This window comes from bacterium, assembly GCA_020444065.1.
GTDB lineage: Bacteria > Sumerlaeota > Sumerlaeia > SLMS01 > JAHLLQ01 > JAHLLQ01.
Window position 1 is genome coordinate 233781 of the sequence record JAHLLQ010000005.1, and the last position, 15357, is coordinate 249137.

General features: G+C 61.5%; 13 protein-coding genes. 1 reads left to right on the forward strand and 12 read right to left on the reverse strand.

Going from position 1 to position 15357, the window contains the following annotated elements; all coding sequences use genetic code 11:
* Positions 1–18: 18 nt before the first annotated feature.
* From recO to cls, 8 genes are all read right to left on the reverse strand, one after another.
* Positions 19–816, reverse strand: coding sequence for a DNA repair protein RecO (recO, locus tag KQI84_13815; GenBank protein ID MCB2155954.1), 798 nt, complete (start codon positions 814–816; stop codon positions 19–21).
* 62 nt (positions 817–878) lie between these two features.
* Entirely contained in the window at positions 879–1979 is a 1101-nt protein-coding gene (locus KQI84_13820; GenBank protein MCB2155955.1) for a hypothetical protein, read from the reverse strand.
* A gap of 128 nt (positions 1980–2107) precedes the next feature.
* Complete coding sequence (locus KQI84_13825) at positions 2108–2791, reverse strand: hypothetical protein (protein MCB2155956.1); 684 nt, start codon at positions 2789–2791, stop codon at positions 2108–2110.
* A gap of 243 nt (positions 2792–3034) precedes the next feature.
* The gene (rsfS, locus tag KQI84_13830; protein ID MCB2155957.1) at positions 3035–3403 is read right to left on the reverse strand and encodes a ribosome silencing factor; all 369 of its coding nucleotides are present in this window, start codon (positions 3401–3403) and stop codon (positions 3035–3037) included.
* A complete protein-coding gene (yqeK, locus tag KQI84_13835) occupies positions 3400–3909 on the reverse strand; it encodes a bis(5'-nucleosyl)-tetraphosphatase (symmetrical) YqeK (protein ID MCB2155958.1) in 510 nt (169 codons plus the stop codon). The genes rsfS and yqeK overlap by 4 nt, the downstream gene beginning before the upstream one ends.
* Positions 3910–4196: 287 nt before the next feature.
* On the reverse strand, positions 4197–5759 hold the full coding sequence (locus KQI84_13840) for a hypothetical protein (protein MCB2155959.1): 1563 nt from the start codon (positions 5757–5759) through the stop codon (positions 4197–4199).
* A gap of 187 nt (positions 5760–5946) precedes the next feature.
* The gene (gene lpxK / locus KQI84_13845) at positions 5947–7080 is read right to left on the reverse strand and encodes a tetraacyldisaccharide 4'-kinase (GenBank protein MCB2155960.1); all 1134 of its coding nucleotides are present in this window, start codon (positions 7078–7080) and stop codon (positions 5947–5949) included.
* Between the two features lie 439 nt (positions 7081–7519).
* Positions 7520–8971, reverse strand: coding sequence for a cardiolipin synthase (cls, locus tag KQI84_13850; GenBank protein ID MCB2155961.1), 1452 nt, complete (start codon positions 8969–8971; stop codon positions 7520–7522).
* A 129-nt stretch (positions 8972–9100) separates the two neighbouring features.
* On the opposite strand from cls, the gene KQI84_13855 reads away from it, so the two are divergent.
* A complete protein-coding gene (locus tag KQI84_13855) occupies positions 9101–10090 on the forward strand; it encodes an aldo/keto reductase (protein ID MCB2155962.1) in 990 nt (329 codons plus the stop codon).
* Between the two features lie 85 nt (positions 10091–10175).
* Here KQI84_13855 and KQI84_13860 read toward each other — a convergent pair whose 3' ends face one another.
* The 4 genes from KQI84_13860 to KQI84_13875 form a co-directional block, all read right to left on the reverse strand.
* On the reverse strand, positions 10176–12449 hold the full coding sequence (locus KQI84_13860; protein ID MCB2155963.1) for a molybdopterin-dependent oxidoreductase: 2274 nt from the start codon (positions 12447–12449) through the stop codon (positions 10176–10178).
* A 113-nt stretch (positions 12450–12562) separates the two neighbouring features.
* Positions 12563–13039, reverse strand: coding sequence for a (2Fe-2S)-binding protein (locus KQI84_13865; protein ID MCB2155964.1), 477 nt, complete (start codon positions 13037–13039; stop codon positions 12563–12565).
* 2 nt (positions 13040–13041) lie between these two features.
* On the reverse strand, positions 13042–13905 hold the full coding sequence (locus KQI84_13870; GenBank protein MCB2155965.1) for an FAD binding domain-containing protein: 864 nt from the start codon (positions 13903–13905) through the stop codon (positions 13042–13044).
* A 186-nt stretch (positions 13906–14091) separates the two neighbouring features.
* Entirely contained in the window at positions 14092–15324 is a 1233-nt protein-coding gene (locus KQI84_13875) for a hypothetical protein (protein MCB2155966.1), read from the reverse strand.
* Positions 15325–15357 lie beyond the last annotated feature (33 nt).

Here is a 15357-nt window from a genome sequence, read left to right on the forward strand (position 1 = left end):
CCGCCCCCTTTGTTGTTTTCAGAGCTTCGCCATGCTGCGCCAGAAGCGGGCGCTGCGGATGGGATGGTCAAGGTGCCATTGCATCAGGCGCACAAGACCCTCGATGAGCTGGATGGCGTGGGAAGTTTCCAGCGCAGGCAGCTTGGAGAGGTCTTCGAGTTCCGTTCGCTGATTCTCATACAGCGCACGCACCGCTTCCGGTGGCAGGGGAAACTCCAAGTCCTGCATATTCGTGATGCGAGGCCAGCAAATCGTGCGCGGCTGCGGGCGTGTTGTGTGGATGCGGCCCTCTGCGATATCCAGCCAGAACACGTGCGGCTTGGCGCCTTCGTCCCAGGGACGCAGCAGCGCCGGATCGATGTTAGGCTCGTAGCCGGCGATGGAGAGCGCTCGCAGCAAGTGATGGAGCGCGGGCGTTGCGGGTGCCTGCGATTCGGCCTCCAGTGCATCCAGTCCCGCCTGCACAACATCGAACATCTGCGCGCTCTCCTGGTGGATCTCGCAGCAGGCGCTGGCGATCTCAACCAGGAGCGCACCGAGCGCCAGGCGCTCCAGATCGCCCCGCAGGGCATCGCGCGACTGGAGCGGGGCCGCTTCTTTCAGCGTCCCCATCTCCGACGTTTCCTTCAGGTAGACGGTGAGTTCCACAGACGCCAGGGGTTGCAGAACTCCGCGCAGGCGGTTCTTGGGATTCCGCAAGCCCTTCGCCATGATCGAAAGGCGGCCGAACGCACCGCAGAAGATATGCAGCACTTCCGACGTTTCGCCGGTTTCGTATCCTTGCATGACGATGGCGGGAAAGCGTTCGATGGCCATTGGAACTTATCGCTCGGATGATGTGTAAACTATGTGCTTCGCCTCTTCGATTGCCAGCGCATCTAGAGCCAATGTTCGTCTTCTTCCTGCTCTTTCTCGAGGAGATGACGTTCCCAGGGCGTCAATTCTTCCGGCTCTGAATCTTCTTCCGGCCGGCCGTAGATGTCGTAGACATCTTCTTCCGTCAGGGACTCGGCCCAGGCCTCTTCGACCGCTTCGCGCTGGGCTCGAATGCGGCGGCGGTGACGCAGGATGAAGTAGGCGAGCACCGTCAGCATGATGATCAGAATCCAAAAAGCGGTCCCGGTCGTCATCAGGATGAACAAATTGTGCATCCGCGACCCCAGCGAAAGTGTCAGGCGCGCATTCCACGCATCGCGAATCTTGGGATCCCAGAGCTCCTTCGTGAGACGCGGGCCGTAGTCGTCGTGCGCCAATTGGCGCATGATGTCGCCGACATGTCCCGGATCGTCGCCAACGCTGGCCGCCACGAGATCCACGGCCTTGTAGCTCACCGCGTAGGCGAGCGTCTGCATCTCCGGATCGCGCGGGAATTGTTCTTCCAGATCCTCGAGTCGAGGCAGCGTCCCGAACACTCGCGCGCGGGCCAGCGCCATCTCGCGGCGCGCATCCCATTCGCCGGACAGGTGCTGGACGAGGCCTTCATTCATCCAGAGCGGCAATCGTCTCCCCGTAGGAAGATTTCCCACCAGCAAGTGACCCAGTTCGTGCGTCAGAACCTGTGACTGCGCGGAAAGCGGGCTGCGGTGCCACGCCGTAGCATTGATCCAGACGGTCAGCTTCTCCGCGCTGGCGGCGGCGGCGATGTGCTCGGGCCGGAAGCCCGTCTGCTCGATGAAGTCGTCCTCATCCTCGACCCAGACGATGTAGGCCGTGCCGTCCCAATCGATCAAGGTCTCCCTCGCGATACGAATACGCGCTTCGTAAGCGAGGTCTTCGATCTGATCGCGCAGCTTCGGACGATCGTCCAGGCCGAGAACCTTGAGTGGTCCCTCTCGTGGACGGATTTCGTCCGTATCCTTCAGCACACGCAGGTGGAACGGCTCGTGTTCGGACGGAATCGTAAACTGGGCCCACCCACCGACGGCCAGCATGGCTATCGCGACAAGAAAAAGAGCCGTTTTGAGGTTCAGGTGAGGCATGAAGATACGTTCTCCGGCCCGGTGGGGGCTGTCAGCGAGAATCCTGGCAAGAAACGACCCCATGGGAATGGAACCGCCCCGGCGTGAACCGGGGCGGGATTGAAACCAGCAGGGGAGGGATTGGGAGATTACTTTTCCTTTTCGTCTTCCTCTTCCTCTTCCTCTTCGTCCTCCTCGTACTCCTCGTCTTCCTCTTTCTCCTCTTTCTCCTCGCGCACTTCCTCGCCCTCGCGCTCCTCTTCCTCGTCATCCTCGTAGCCCAGGATCCCCATGGACACATCGACGCCGGACTTCTTGGCCTTCTCTTTGTCCTTCTGGATCTTCTTCTTGTACATCTGGCGCAGGGCTTCGTTCAGCGTCTCCATCACCTGGGTCTTGGAGACCTCGCGGACGAAGGAAATCTCGTCGCAGAGGAACTTCTTGGCCTGGTCCATGATCTCCTTCTCTTTGCCCTTCAGATCGTCGTTCTGATCCAGGATATAGAGATCGCGCAGGAGGCGGGTGATGCGGGCGGGATCGCCGGACTTCATGATCTCGCGGTAGTTGACGTACTGCAGGCGCGCATCGCTGCGGTTCGGCGACGCCGGCACCTTCAGGTTGGCCAGCACGCGCTTGACTTCGTCGCGAGTCATGGGGCGGCGGATACCGCGCTTCTCGAGCTGATCCGCCGGCACGTACACCTGGGCATTCTGGGCCTGGAAGATGTACATGATCATGTCCTGACCATCCACGTGCATCCGCTTCATTCCGATCACGGTGCAGATGCCGATGGTCGGCTCGACGATCGTTTCGCCCTTGTTAAACTTCATCATGATGAATTCGTCCTCATTCTGGAAACTGGAGTCGTTGGGAAAGGAAAAGGCCGGCCTCTCGTCCCTCGCGAGAAGGTCCAGCCCAGAACGACTGATTGAATACGTCGCTTTTGGCGACACTCGATTTCAAGCGAAAAATGAATGACGGCGGCGGATGGCGGGCCGCCAGGGGCGCGGAACAGACATCCCGTGACCAGTGTTCAGTGGCCAGACAAGAGTGCTTTCGTCCTTCCGCTCCGGGACTTATTCGGAGACAGCCACCTCTTTGCCGGCCCAGTCGATGGCCTTGCCGTCGCCCCAGATGTCTTCGATGCGGTAGTAGTCCCGCGACTCCGGGCTCATGATGTGCACGACGAAATCGCCGTAGTCCAGCACGGCCCACGTTGAGGAGCGCGCGCCGTCCTGCAGCGGCGTCGAGTTGTCGATCTCTTTGATGCCGTTGACGATGGCGTCGCCGATGGCTTTCAACTGCAGGCGCGTGGCGCCTGTGCAGATTACGAACGCGTCCGTGAACGTGCAGACTCCCCGCAGGTCCAGGACGTCAATATCCTCGGCTTTCTTTGAATCGGCCAGGCGCGCGGCCTGAATTGCCCGTTGGATGGCATCCATCACGATCGATTGTCACCTTTCCCGTTCTTGGAATCGAGCCATTCAAGCATGGCCCGGGTGCGCGAGTGAGGCACTCGCCCCTTCTGATTGAGGTTGGTCAATTTGCCCTCGGCCACCAGTCGGGCGGCCCCGAGCATGTCCCGCGAGCCAATTTCGCGCCGGACCGGTTCGACGCCCGGCCAACTGCGCGATGGCTCCATGAAATCCGCCACATACACCGCCATCCCAACGGGCCGCATCTCTGGCTGGCCGGTGGGGTGAAAAGCAATCGCCTCCAGCACTTCCTCGTCCTCGACCCCATAGCGATCATGGGCTTCCTGGGCTGAAATCAATCCGTGCCAGATGGCGGAGTGCTCACGATCCTCCTCCGTCATGGGGAAGATGGTGACCTTCTCCACCAACTTGCGCTGGACATTCTTTGGATAGGGTTTGGCGAGGTCGTGCAGGAGAGCGGCGAGAAGAACGCGTTGGAGATCGATGCCCCATCGATGGGCCAGAACGACACTCATACCCTCGACTCCCAAAACGTGGGCCTGTCGATCAGGCCGGGTTCGGGCAAGCAGTTCTTCGCGAATCTGATGAATCAGCGCCGGTGAATACGTAGCGGATTTCCTTCCTTCCGGCGGCCCGAGGGTGCGCCAGTAGTATTATCGTCATGTTCCGAGTCCCTCGCGTGAAAGGCAACGGTTTTTCGGCCTGTGGAATTCTCGTCGCGGCCATTAAATGGATCGCCCAGGGCAAGAATCCCAACGGTCTGCCCTGGGCACATGTATTTTTGCGATGTCAGAAAGTCGAGTTAGTTGCTCGAAACGGGAAGCGGCGCTGCCAGGTCCGGATCGTCGTTCAACATGACCGCAGGTGAGGATTCGGGCGTGGAACTCATCAGGCTCGGGGAGCTGTAGAGCACCTGGTTCTTGAACTTCGGTGTCACCACGACGAAGACCTTCGAGCGCGATGTCACTTCCTGCTCCATGCTGAACAGCGGGCGGATGATTGGAATGTCCTTCAGCAGCGGAATTCCGCGGCGCACGAAGTTGTTCGTCTCCTTGTCCAGTCCACCGAGGCTCAGCGGCTGACCGTCGCGCAGCGTTACCATCGATTCGACGAGGCGCTCTGAGATGATCGGCTCGTCCAGTGCCGTGTAGCCGGCGAGGCTGTTGAGCACGAGGCGGATCTCGGCCGTTACCATCTCCGTTCCGATCACCGGCTGGATCACCATGTAGATGCCCTCGGCCTTCTCACTCGTCAGGGTCGACGGATCGCTTGCCGTGGAGCCCGGGCGAGCCGCGCCGAGTGTCGTGTTGACCTTCAGGGACGTTGTGTTCGGGACGATGGTCACCGGACGCGGACCGGCGGGGCTGTCGTAATCTTCCGCCACGGCGGAGACGCCCGGAGCCGTCTCGGTCAACTCCGACGGTGTCTGGAAGACCGTGTTGTAGCCGTACGAAGGACGGCGGCGCAGGCTGGACACGATGCCCGGGCGATTGTTCGTCGCCGTCACAGTGCTGCGCGTTACGACCTTGCCGGTGCCTGCCTGAACCGTGAAGTTCAGGAACGAGGCGAGCACCCCCGCATCGATCGTCACAAGGCTGTCGAGACGATTGAACGACTCACCGCCTTCGAAGTAATTGCCGGTGAACTCGAACTGACCGCCAACGGCGCGCTTCCATGCATCCCAATCGAGGCCCAGCTTGTCGATGTCGTCTTCTTCCAATTCCACAGCCAGAACTTCAAACTCTACCTGCGGCGCGGGAACGTCATAGTACTGTGCCACGACGATGTCCCGCTTCCCGTCGCTCACCGAATCTTCGATGTAGATCGTATTGGTATCATCATCCGCCGAGACGCTGCCTTCGCCGGAGAGCGTTGTGTTCGCCACGGCCGCGGCGACCTCGGAGGCACGACGGTACTTCGTGCGCATGTGGTAGTTGATGTTGCCCGTTGAGGAAACGACTCCAGGCAGATCGAGTGCCTTGATCGTCTGGACGACGGACGGCATTTGCTCGGCGGTTGTGACGACCTGCAGGTAGTAGGTCTTCTCGCCGGTCTCCGGATCGGTGTACTTCAACGGACGCGCGGTTCCTTCTTCTAACTGAACGGCGCGAAGTGCATGCGGCAGCAGTTCGAGAGCTTCGGCGTGCTCCAGCGGAATGACTTCGCTGATATAGTGATTGTACTGTTGCTTGTCGCCCGTGCGGAAAATGGTGAAGTCCGAGACGCCTTCCGGAACGTTGCGGTTCAGATTGATCTGTTCGTCCTGATTGTTGTCAGCGATCGCCGGCTGCTGCTGCGCCCAGCCGGTCGCGATCAGGCTCCCCGTCAGCAATGCAGCCGAAAGGAGTTGCGTACACTTCATCATTCCAGTTCCCCCATTGGGATAGAGTGATATGGCCGAGAATTTCCTATTGTATTCTTGCCTCGGCATCAAAACGAACAGGCTTCTCCCGATGGGGAGGCAAGGTGCAAGATGAATATCCTGACTGGAATGACAGAGGTTCGCAGGGGGGTAACTGAGGACTAACGGCGGGCTAACAAACGAGGCAATTTCAGCTCAGATATCCGCGAAGTTGACCAGCTCGCAGACGCGCACGAAGAGCCTTTTCCGCCAAGCCTTGGTCGCGGTCACTGACGAACTCCATCTGCGTGCGGAGAGCCAGAATGCCATCGGGCAGTTTGCCGAGTTCGCGCAGCTTTACGGCATCCTTTTCCGTCACGACCAGGAAGTCAGCCTTTGCCCGGCGGCGCGCCGAATCCCACGCCAAGACATCGGCGCGTGTGACCTGCGAATGATCCGCGAGAACCTTCATTGCACCAACGGTTGCGCCCAGATCCTGAACCGTGTGCTTCACCGAGGCGGGATTGCCAACTCCGCACGCAATCAGCACGCGCGCGCCTTCCAGGTCGGAGGCAGGTCGAGCACGGCGAGCACTGAGATCCATCAGCCCCGACACGGCGATCCGGGTCCGGACGACTGGCACGTGCGGCAGGCGGCGGCGGATTTCTCGACGAATGCGATCCGTGCGTTTCGACTGATCGGCGCGTGTCAGAACGATCAGGTGGGCCTTGGAAAGCACTGTTAGCGGCTCGCGCAACGTTCCGCGCGGGAAGAGGCGCAATTCCGTGATTGGCCGGGTGGCGTCCAGCAGGATGATCTCGGCCTGGCGCTCCAGGCGATGGTGCTGGAGGCCATCGTCCAGGATCAGCGTGTCGACCTTGAGGTTGTCGATCGCCGCGCGACCCGCGCGGGCGCGGTCGGAACAGGCGATAATCGGCGTTCGCTGCAGCGCGCGGGCCATCATGACCGGCTCGTCGCCGGCCTGGCGCGTATTCGAGCGCAGCCGCCGGCCATCGTGGACAATTGTCAAGCGGTCCTCGTCGGCCCGGCCGTAGCCCCGAGTCAGGATTGCCGTCGGGCGTCCATTCTCGCGCAACCACTCCGCCAGCCAGATCGTGAATGGCGTCTTGCCGGTTCCACCCAGGCTGATATTGCCCACAGAGAGCACCATGGCCGGCAGACGCGTGCGAGATTTGGCCCCCAAATCGTAGAGTGCGCGGTTTGCCCAGGCCCCCGCGCCATAAACCGGCGCCACGACCGCCATGGCGGACTGGACGGCTCGCTCCAGTCGCGTCCGGGGGATGCGTTTGTCGGCGATGCGTTGAAAGAGATTGTGAAGGGGCATGGACGGTGAGCCTCGAACGTTGCGCTGGTGTGTTCGTATGTTGGGCGAGGCCCTGGCAGCAACGGGGATTTGGCGTTTCAAGCCCTGGGGCAGAGTGGCTGCGGCTGGTCAGCGCAAAAAACGTACAAATAAAAGCGGGCGGCCCGCCCGAAGGGAATTTCCCTGTTCGGACGGGCCGCTCGCTGCTCAGTACATGGTGGGCGCAAAACGCGACTACCGAGAGTTACCCTCATGGATCGGCTCTCTCGGGGCAAGGACAAAATTGCGCATTTGTGCAAAAAAATGTGTGCGGAAAAAAGCAACCCTGCGCAGTTTCTGGATAATTCTGACCGGTTGTATCCGAAATCAATGTCAATTCCCACCCGAGGCCCGCATTCATGCCAAATCACCTTTACTCACAGTGAGCTTTCGAATTTCGCGCCGATTTTCTAATCTGACGTCACAAGACGGGCTGGAACAGCCGACAGAAATTCTCCACCAATCTCACGCCGGCCCACCGATCGAGGAACGGATCGCCCACTTCGATACTGCGCCCGAAGGCCTTTTCAAAGAGGCGCTCGACCATCTGGATCTCTTGCTTGGAGTAGAATAGCATCCCCAATTCGAAATTCAGCGCCAGGCTCCGCACGTCGAGATTCGCCGATCCCACGCCCGCCAGGCGATCGTCCGAGACGAACATCTTCGCGTGCATCATCGAGCCCTGGTACTGGTAGATCTTCACGCCCGCCTTGAGGAGCGGTTCCCAGTAGTATCGCATCGCGAAGTAGGGAACCCACCGATCCGGCCGGTTGTTTTGGGTCAGCAGGCGCACATCGACGCCGACCAGTGCCGCCGTCATCAGTACCTGCATCAGCGAATCATCCGGAACGAAGTAGGGCGTTGCGAGCCAAAGGCGCTGGCGGGTGCGCGTTCCGGCCAGGAACAGGACGCTGCGCGTGCGATTCACGATCTGGTCGGGACCGGAGGAAACCAACTGAACCCAGCCCCGGCGTCGCGCCTCTGCGTCCGTCTCGTGCGAGGAGTCGTACGTGGGCTCCCAATCCGTTCTGTCCGGAAGGCGCTCCTTGCGCTGCGTCGCGGTGAACTCCCAGTCGGCCCGGAACTCCTCCACCAGTGGCCTGGCCGCGGGCCCTTCGATTCGCAGGTGACAGTCGTACCAGGGGCCGAGCGCTCGATCGCGACCGAGGTACTCTCTGCCCACATTCATCCCGCCCGTAAACGCGACTCGACGATCAATGATGACTAGCTTGCGGTGGTTGCGGAAGTTGATCTGGATGCGTCGGCGCAACAGGTTCAGCGGCAGGAACGGGTGACAGAAAACGCCCCCTTCGCGCAGGCGATGCACAAAACGGCGATGCAACGACACAGAGCCTATCGCGTCGAAGAGCAGGTAGACGTTCACACCTTCGCGGGCCTTGCGCAGCAGCAGCCGCGCAAAACGTTCGCCGCATTCATCCGGCCGCAGGGTGTAGAACTGAAAACAGATCTCGTGGCGAGCATCCTCGATGGCTTCCTCGAGGTGATCGTAGAAGACATGCGCATCGGTGAAGAAACGCACGTCGTTGCCGACCGTGGAGGGGGTTTCGCCCAGTCGCGCCAGCATTCTTTGCAGTCGCTCGACTCCGGCGCGGGCCAGCGTGGTTTGGGCGACTGGGCTGTCGGACTTATGGATCGGGCCGCGGCCCAGCTGACGCAGAGGCTTGCGCACCTCCGGATCGCCGATCGTCCAGAACAAGATCACGCCCAGGAACGGCAAGAATGCCACGCCAAACATCCAGGCGATGGCGCTGGTGGAGTTGCGCTTGATCTTGAGAATGCGAGGAATAGTCAGCGCCGCCATCACCAGGTGAATGGTCGACGCTGCAGCGGTCATCTCGTTCAGGAACCACATGGTGAACGCCCCTCGCAATGGTCCACATGCAATTCCTAGTCCCGCTTTGCCGCGGCGCCAATGGATTTCGCCTTGGCCACGGTCTTGCTTCAAGTCAACGATAACAGAATCTTTCCGGGAGGCAGTGAATTGAATACACGGAAACTGGGAAATACAGATCTTGAATTCACCGTGATCGGCTTCGGCGCTTGGGCCATCGGTGGCCCGTGGGCGTTCGGGTGGGGGCCGACGGATGACGAACTGGCAGTCGCAGCCATCAAGGAAGGCCTCGATCGCGGCATCAATTGGATCGACACCGCGCACGTCTATGGCTTCGGCCACAGCGAAGAAGTCGTCGGCCGCGCGATCAAGGGCCGCGATCGCGACAGCGTGCTGGTTGCCACAAAATGCGGCCTGCTCCAGAATCCCGCCAAGCCATTCGAAGCGATGCCGAAGCTGAAGGCGGCCAGCGTGCGCGAGGAACTGGAAGGTTCGCTGCGCCGGCTCGATGTCGACTACATCGACCTTTACCAGATTCACTGGCCGAACCCGCCCGAGGATATCGAGGAAGCCTGGACCGAGATGGCGAAGATCCTCGAGGAGGGAAAGGTGCGCGCGATCGGCGTCTCCAACTTCAATCCGGAGCAGATGGATCGCGTTGCGAAGATTCATCCGATTGCATCGCTGCAGCCGCCCTACTCGATGGTTGCTCGCGATTCCGAGTTCAGCCAGATCCCGTACTGCAACAAGAACAACATCGGCGTCGTTTGCTACTCACCGATGCACAGCGGCTTGCTGACCGGCAAGGTCACGCACGAGTGGGTGGAGAACCTGGCCGACGACGATTGGCGGAAGACGAAGAACCCGAACTACCAATCGCCGGCGCTCGACATTAATGTCGAGTTCATCGAAGGCGTGCTGCGTCCCATCGCCGACGCGCACGGAGTCGCTCCGGGACAGATCGCCGTCGCATGGACACTGCGCGGCGACCTGATCACATCTGCCATCGTCGGCGCACGCAATCCGCGCCAGGTTGCAGAGACCGTACGCGCCGCAGAAGTCAAGCTGACCGAAGAGGATCTGCAGAAGATTGAGGAAGGCCTGAAGACGAGGACGGCCAAGTTGGAAGCCGCGAAGTAACTACGAGAAGTTTCCATCCGAAACAAGATGAAATCGGCCCGGCATTGCTGCCGGGCCGATTGGGTCATTGCATGTCGAGTATTGCTCAGGCGTTCGCCTTCTTGGCTTCGATCGCTGCCAGGATCTTTTCCGGCGTGTAGGGCGATTCGAACAGTCGCACGCCCACGGCGTCGTAGATTGCGTTGGCGATGGTCGGCAACGGTCCGTTGGTCGAGATTTCCGAGACCGACTTCGCACCGTAGGGGCCGGTCGGTTCGTGCGTCTCGATCAGGAACGTGCGCAGACGAGGTACATCCTGCGTGCTGTAGAGTTTGTAGTAGTTGAACGTCGGGTTCACCATGCGGCCCTGATTGTTGAAGATGTACCGCTCGGTGATGGCCGAGGACAGCGCATTGATGACTGCGCCCTCCGTCTGGCCTTCCGCCAGCGCCGGGTTGATCGCCGTGCCGCAATCGACGCAGGCGACGTATTCCAGACAGCGAACGTGGCCGGTCTCTTCGTCGACTTCGACTTCGGCGAAGTGCGCGGCGAACGGCGGCGGAGACGCGTGCGAAATTGCCGACGCGTGCGCCATTACCTGGTGCTGGTTCCGCATGTACAGCGTACGCAGCGCGATGTCCTGGAAGGTCATGCGCTTGTTCGCGTCGCCCACGACGGAGAACCCGCGGTGCTCGTGAACGAGCTGATCCTTCGCAACGCCGAGGTCTTCCGCGGCAACGTCCATCATCGAGTCGATCAGCTTCTCCGCGGCCTTCTTCACGGCCTGGCCGGAGAGATAGGTCGTGCTCGAGGCGTACGCGCCGACATCGAACGGCGTGATGTCCGTGTCGCTGGAGAACGCAACGACTTCGTCCAACGCAACCTTCAGCGTTTCCGCTGCGATCTGCGTCAGGACCGTGTCGCTGCCCGTGCCGAGATCGGTCGCACCGACGTGCAGATTCACGCTGCCGTCGTCGTTCAACTTCATCGCGGCCGCGGCCATATCGATTTCGGGAATCGACGAGCCCTGCATCAGGATGCACATGCCGACGCCGCGCTTCTTCGGGCCTGGCGCATTGCGTCCCTTGCGGAACTTGTCCTTCCAACCGATGGCTTCTGCGCCCTTCTTGATCGCTTCTTCGAGGCCGCACGACATGATGCTCATGTCGACGCCCTCGCGGCCTTCGCCGAGTGCCTTGAATAGCGGCGACGTTTCGCCTTCCTTGATGTGGTTCCGCAGCGAGAATTCCACCGGATCCATGCCGCACTTCTCGGCTGCCATGTCCATCAGCACGCCAAGAGGTAACATCCCCTGCGTTGCACCGTAGCCGCGATACGCGCCGCCGACGGGCAGATTCGTGTAAGCGGAACGGCCGGTCCAACGAAGGTGCTCGCAACGATACAGCGGGAGGCACTTCGAGCCCGCGTTTGTCAGCACGGTCAGCGCGTGTGCACCGTAGGCGCCGCTGTTCAGAATCGCGTAGAAATCGATCGCCTTGATGTCGCCATTTTTCATCAAGCCGACCTTCATCCGCATGCGGAACGGGTGGCGCGTGCGGGCGGAGACCAGATCCTCTGCGCGCGTGTATTCCATGATGACCGGCTTGCCGGTTTTCAGCGTCAGCATACCTGCGACCGGCTCGAGCAGAATCTCCTGCTTGCCGCCGAATGCACCGCCGACGCGCGGCTTGATCACGTGGATGCGCCCCGCGGGAATCTGCAGAACCTGCGCGCAGATGCGCCGCGCGTGATACGGAACCTGGGTCGCTGTGCGAATCACGAGACGACCGTTCGGATCCAGCCACGACACCGTCACGTGGGGCTCGAGCGCCGCATGCGAGGTGTAGTGATTGTCGAACGTTCCTTCCAGAATGAAGTCCGCTTCCGCCAGACCCTTCTCAACGTCGCCGACGGCGGCGTCACTCATGCCGGCGATGTTCTTCGTCGGATCCCACGGCAGGAAAGACTCGGCGTCTTCTTCATCGTGCAATAGCGGCGCGCCTTCGGACATTGCTTCGTCGACGTCATAGACGGCGGGAAGGACTTCGTACTCAACTTCGATCGCGCGCGCCGCGGCCAAAGCCGTCTCGCGATCCACCGCCGCGACGGCAGCCACGCGATCGCCCACGTAACGCACCTTCGTGTCGAACAGGAAGGTGTCGTACGGCGATGGCTCAGGATAGCCCTGGCCGGCCGTCGTGTGCGGAATGCGTGGCACGTTCTTGTAGCAAATCACCGCCTCGACGCCCGGCATCGCTTCGGCCTTCGACGTGTCGATGCTCTTGATGCGCGCGTGAGCGTGGGGCGAGGTCTTGATAATACCGATCAACGGATTCTTCGGCAGCAGATCCATGGCGTACTCAGCCTGGCCGCAAGCCATGCCGAGCGCGTCGACCTTGCGCTGGCTCGTTCCAACGAGGGCGTCCTTCGCCTTGCCGGTGGCATCCTGCTTCAGCGCCGCCGGGGCGGGCGCCGTGATTTTGCGTGTGTCAGTCACTTGGCGCCTCCTTTGGAGAGTCGTTCCGCGGCCAGAACGGCGGCGTCGAAGATCTTCACGTAGCCGGTGCAGCGGCACAGGTTGCCGTCCAGCGCGAGGCGAACATCCGCCTCGGTCGGCTTCGGATTGTCTTTCAGCAGCGCCTCGAGCGTCAGCGCGATGCCCGGGGTACAGTAACCGCACTGCACACCCGCCGCATCCACCAGGGCTTCCTGGATCGGATGCGGATTCGCCGGCGAACCAAGGCCCTCGATCGTCTTGATGTCGGCACCTTCGCAGCGCGCCGCCAGCGTCAGGCAGGAGTTCGCCGGCCGGCCGTCGATCAGAACCGTACAGGTTCCGCATGTGCCTTCGCGACAGCCGATCTTCGTGCCCGTCAGGTGCGCATTGTCTCGCAGCAGATCGACCAGCGGCAGATCCGGCGCCACGTCGAACTCGCGTTCTTTGCCATTCAGTTTGAATCGGATAATCATCGTTATGCCCCCTTGCCGTTGCCGGAACTGTCGACAGCCAGCGCTTCCGCCAGCGTCCGGCGCACGATCACCGGCGCCACCTTCGAGCGATAATCGCGGCTGGCGCGGAAGTCCTCGCGCACCGTCACGCCTTCGACCGCCGCGGCACCGGCCTTGGCCAGCACTTCATCGGACAACTCGGCGCCGGCCAGGATCTTCTCCGCCGCTTCCGAGCGAAACGGCACAACCGATAGCGCACCGACCGCCACGCGGGCTTCACTGCACTTGGCGCCGTCCATTGTCAGCTTCACGCAGGCCTGAATCAGCGCGTACTCGGTTTGCACTTCTGCATACTTGTGGAACGCGGCGCGCTCGCCGGTCTTCGGCATCGGAATCGTCACGTGCGTGACGAGATCGCCCTTGTTGAGCGTCTTGACCGGGTGCTGGGCGAAGAACTCAGCCGCGGGGATGTCGCGTCCGCCGGACGCGTTCTCGACGCGGACCGTTCCGTCCAGTGCCAACAGAATCGGAGGCAGGGTGGACCAGTAGTAGCACTGTACCACATTGCCGCCGACCGAGATCAGGTTGCGAACGTTGCAACTGGCGGCGCCGAGCAGCGCCTTCTCCAGCAGTCCTCCCCAGGCCTTCTTTACGCGATCGTCGCGGTGCATCTGGCCAAACGTCACCATCGCGCCGATGCGCAGCCCCGCAGGCGTTTCTTCAATCTTGTCCAGCCCCAGGCGCCCGAGATCCACGCCTTCGAAGCCCTTGGCGTCTTTCGTCTGAATAATCGAGACGCCTCCCCCGACCGGCCGCCGGGCCGCGCCGTCTTCAGCCAGCAGCCCCAGGGCCTCCTTCAGATCCGCCGGCCGGTGATAAGCGGTCATTCCAACTGTCATCTCCCGGTTTTTCCTTTCTGTCGCCGCGCCCCACGACACTTCCTGCCCGAGCGCGGACCCATAGTGTCCATCTGATGACTCAACCGAGCACGATCCCCATCACCCCCGGGGAAGTAAAGAGAAAAACCCCGCGGAGAGACCGAACGTCGTGCGCTACGAGATAGCCGAGCGGGATTAGCGGGTCACCCAATAGGAAGACGGCGGGGGAGCCTCGATATTGATCTTCTCGACACCTGTGTAGTCGATCGCCTGCGTGCCGGGCGCGGTTACCTTGCCGCTACCGTATTGCGGCAGATCTCCCCAGGGGCGCACGAAGAGCGTATCCAGGGTTCCTATCGAGCCATCGATGTCGTAAGAGACCTGGGGGCTGAGATCGACGTGGATCGTGTCGTCCCCTTCCCGACTGTCGATATTGACGACCTGGAGCCCCTGGAATTCGGGCGTCTGGATGTCGATGTCATCGGAATCGGCGCCACTGAAGATGCCCAACGCCCGCACGTCGATGAAGTCAATGCCGCCCGTCGTGGAGCCGCTCAGTGCCACGTTGTAATACGACGTGCCCGGCGTGCCGACCACGTTGACTGGGTCCTTCAAGGAGGAGAGGTCGATGATCGCATTCACCGGCGCGGCGGTGGCGCCGTCGATTGTGTCGTTGCCGTCGCCCGGCTCGTACCGCACATCCACGCGACCGATCGCCGGACTCAAATCCATCGTATCGTCATCCGGTCCGCCCCAGATCGTGACGCGGTCCGCGGAGAAAGTGCCGCTGCTGCTGACGCCGATCAGGTCCGTGCCGCCGAGCCCCATCGCCACGACGCGTTCGACGTTTAGCCCAACACATGTCGTGTCCAGAAAGCGCGAGACCGTTGGCGAGCCATCGAACCCGGAGTCAACCAGCAGGAGGTCGCCGTCTTCCGTGCCGAAGACAACCATCTCGTCGGCCTGCCCGCCCTGGCCATCGAAGTTGTTCGACCCGTCGCCCGGCCAGATTTCGATGCGATCGTTGCCGGGGCCACCATCGATATCGTCCGTGCCTGGGCCGGGAAGGATCGTGTCACCGAAGCTGCTGCCGATAATGATGTCGCTTCCGATGCTGCCTTCGATGCGGACCAGGAGGCCGGAGTTGAACGCCGGCGTCGCGACTGCGGAGAGATCGATCGTATTCACCGCATCGTCGCCAATCACGGTGATCGCGTTGACCGCGGCCGTATTGAGCTCCGACCCGAGCGGATCGCTGCCGTTGACTTTCAGAACACCGGCGTCATCGGTGATCGTCACCGAATCGCCGGCCGTCGTCTCGACGGTCAGCGCATCGACCAAGAGACTTGAAGTGACCGCGGCCGGCAACGGTGCCGCCAGGGCAGCCAGGACACCGGAGACAGAGAGTACAGTTCGCACAGATCGCATGAAACAGAAGGCCTTTCTCGCCTGGGAGGCAGG

Excerpts from the sequence above, each read along its gene's own strand:
- cls (MCB2155961.1), bottom strand. The coding sequence starts at position 8,971 with ATGTGGTTCCTGAACGAGATGACCGCTGCAGCGTCGACCATTCACCTG.
- KQI84_13820 (MCB2155955.1), bottom strand. The coding sequence starts at position 1,979 with ATGCCTCACCTGAACCTCAAAACGGCTCTTTTTCTTGTCGCGATAGCC.
- KQI84_13865 (MCB2155964.1), bottom strand. The coding sequence starts at position 13,039 with ATGATTATCCGATTCAAACTGAATGGCAAAGAACGCGAGTTCGACGTG.
- KQI84_13870 (MCB2155965.1), bottom strand. The coding sequence starts at position 13,905 with ATGACCGCTTATCACCGGCCGGCGGATCTGAAGGAGGCCCTGGGGCTG.
- lpxK (MCB2155960.1), bottom strand. The coding sequence starts at position 7,080 with ATGCCCCTTCACAATCTCTTTCAACGCATCGCCGACAAACGCATCCCC.
- yqeK (MCB2155958.1), bottom strand. The coding sequence starts at position 3,909 with ATGAGTGTCGTTCTGGCCCATCGATGGGGCATCGATCTCCAACGCGTT.
- KQI84_13825 (MCB2155956.1), bottom strand. The coding sequence starts at position 2,791 with ATGATGAAGTTTAACAAGGGCGAAACGATCGTCGAGCCGACCATCGGC.
- KQI84_13840 (MCB2155959.1), bottom strand. The coding sequence starts at position 5,759 with ATGATGAAGTGTACGCAACTCCTTTCGGCTGCATTGCTGACGGGGAGC.
- KQI84_13860 (MCB2155963.1), bottom strand. The coding sequence starts at position 12,449 with ATGGCTTGCGGCCAGGCTGAGTACGCCATGGATCTGCTGCCGAAGAAT.
- KQI84_13875 (MCB2155966.1), bottom strand. The coding sequence starts at position 15,324 with ATGCGATCTGTGCGAACTGTACTCTCTGTCTCCGGTGTCCTGGCTGCC.
- recO (MCB2155954.1), bottom strand. The coding sequence starts at position 816 with ATGGCCATCGAACGCTTTCCCGCCATCGTCATGCAAGGATACGAAACC.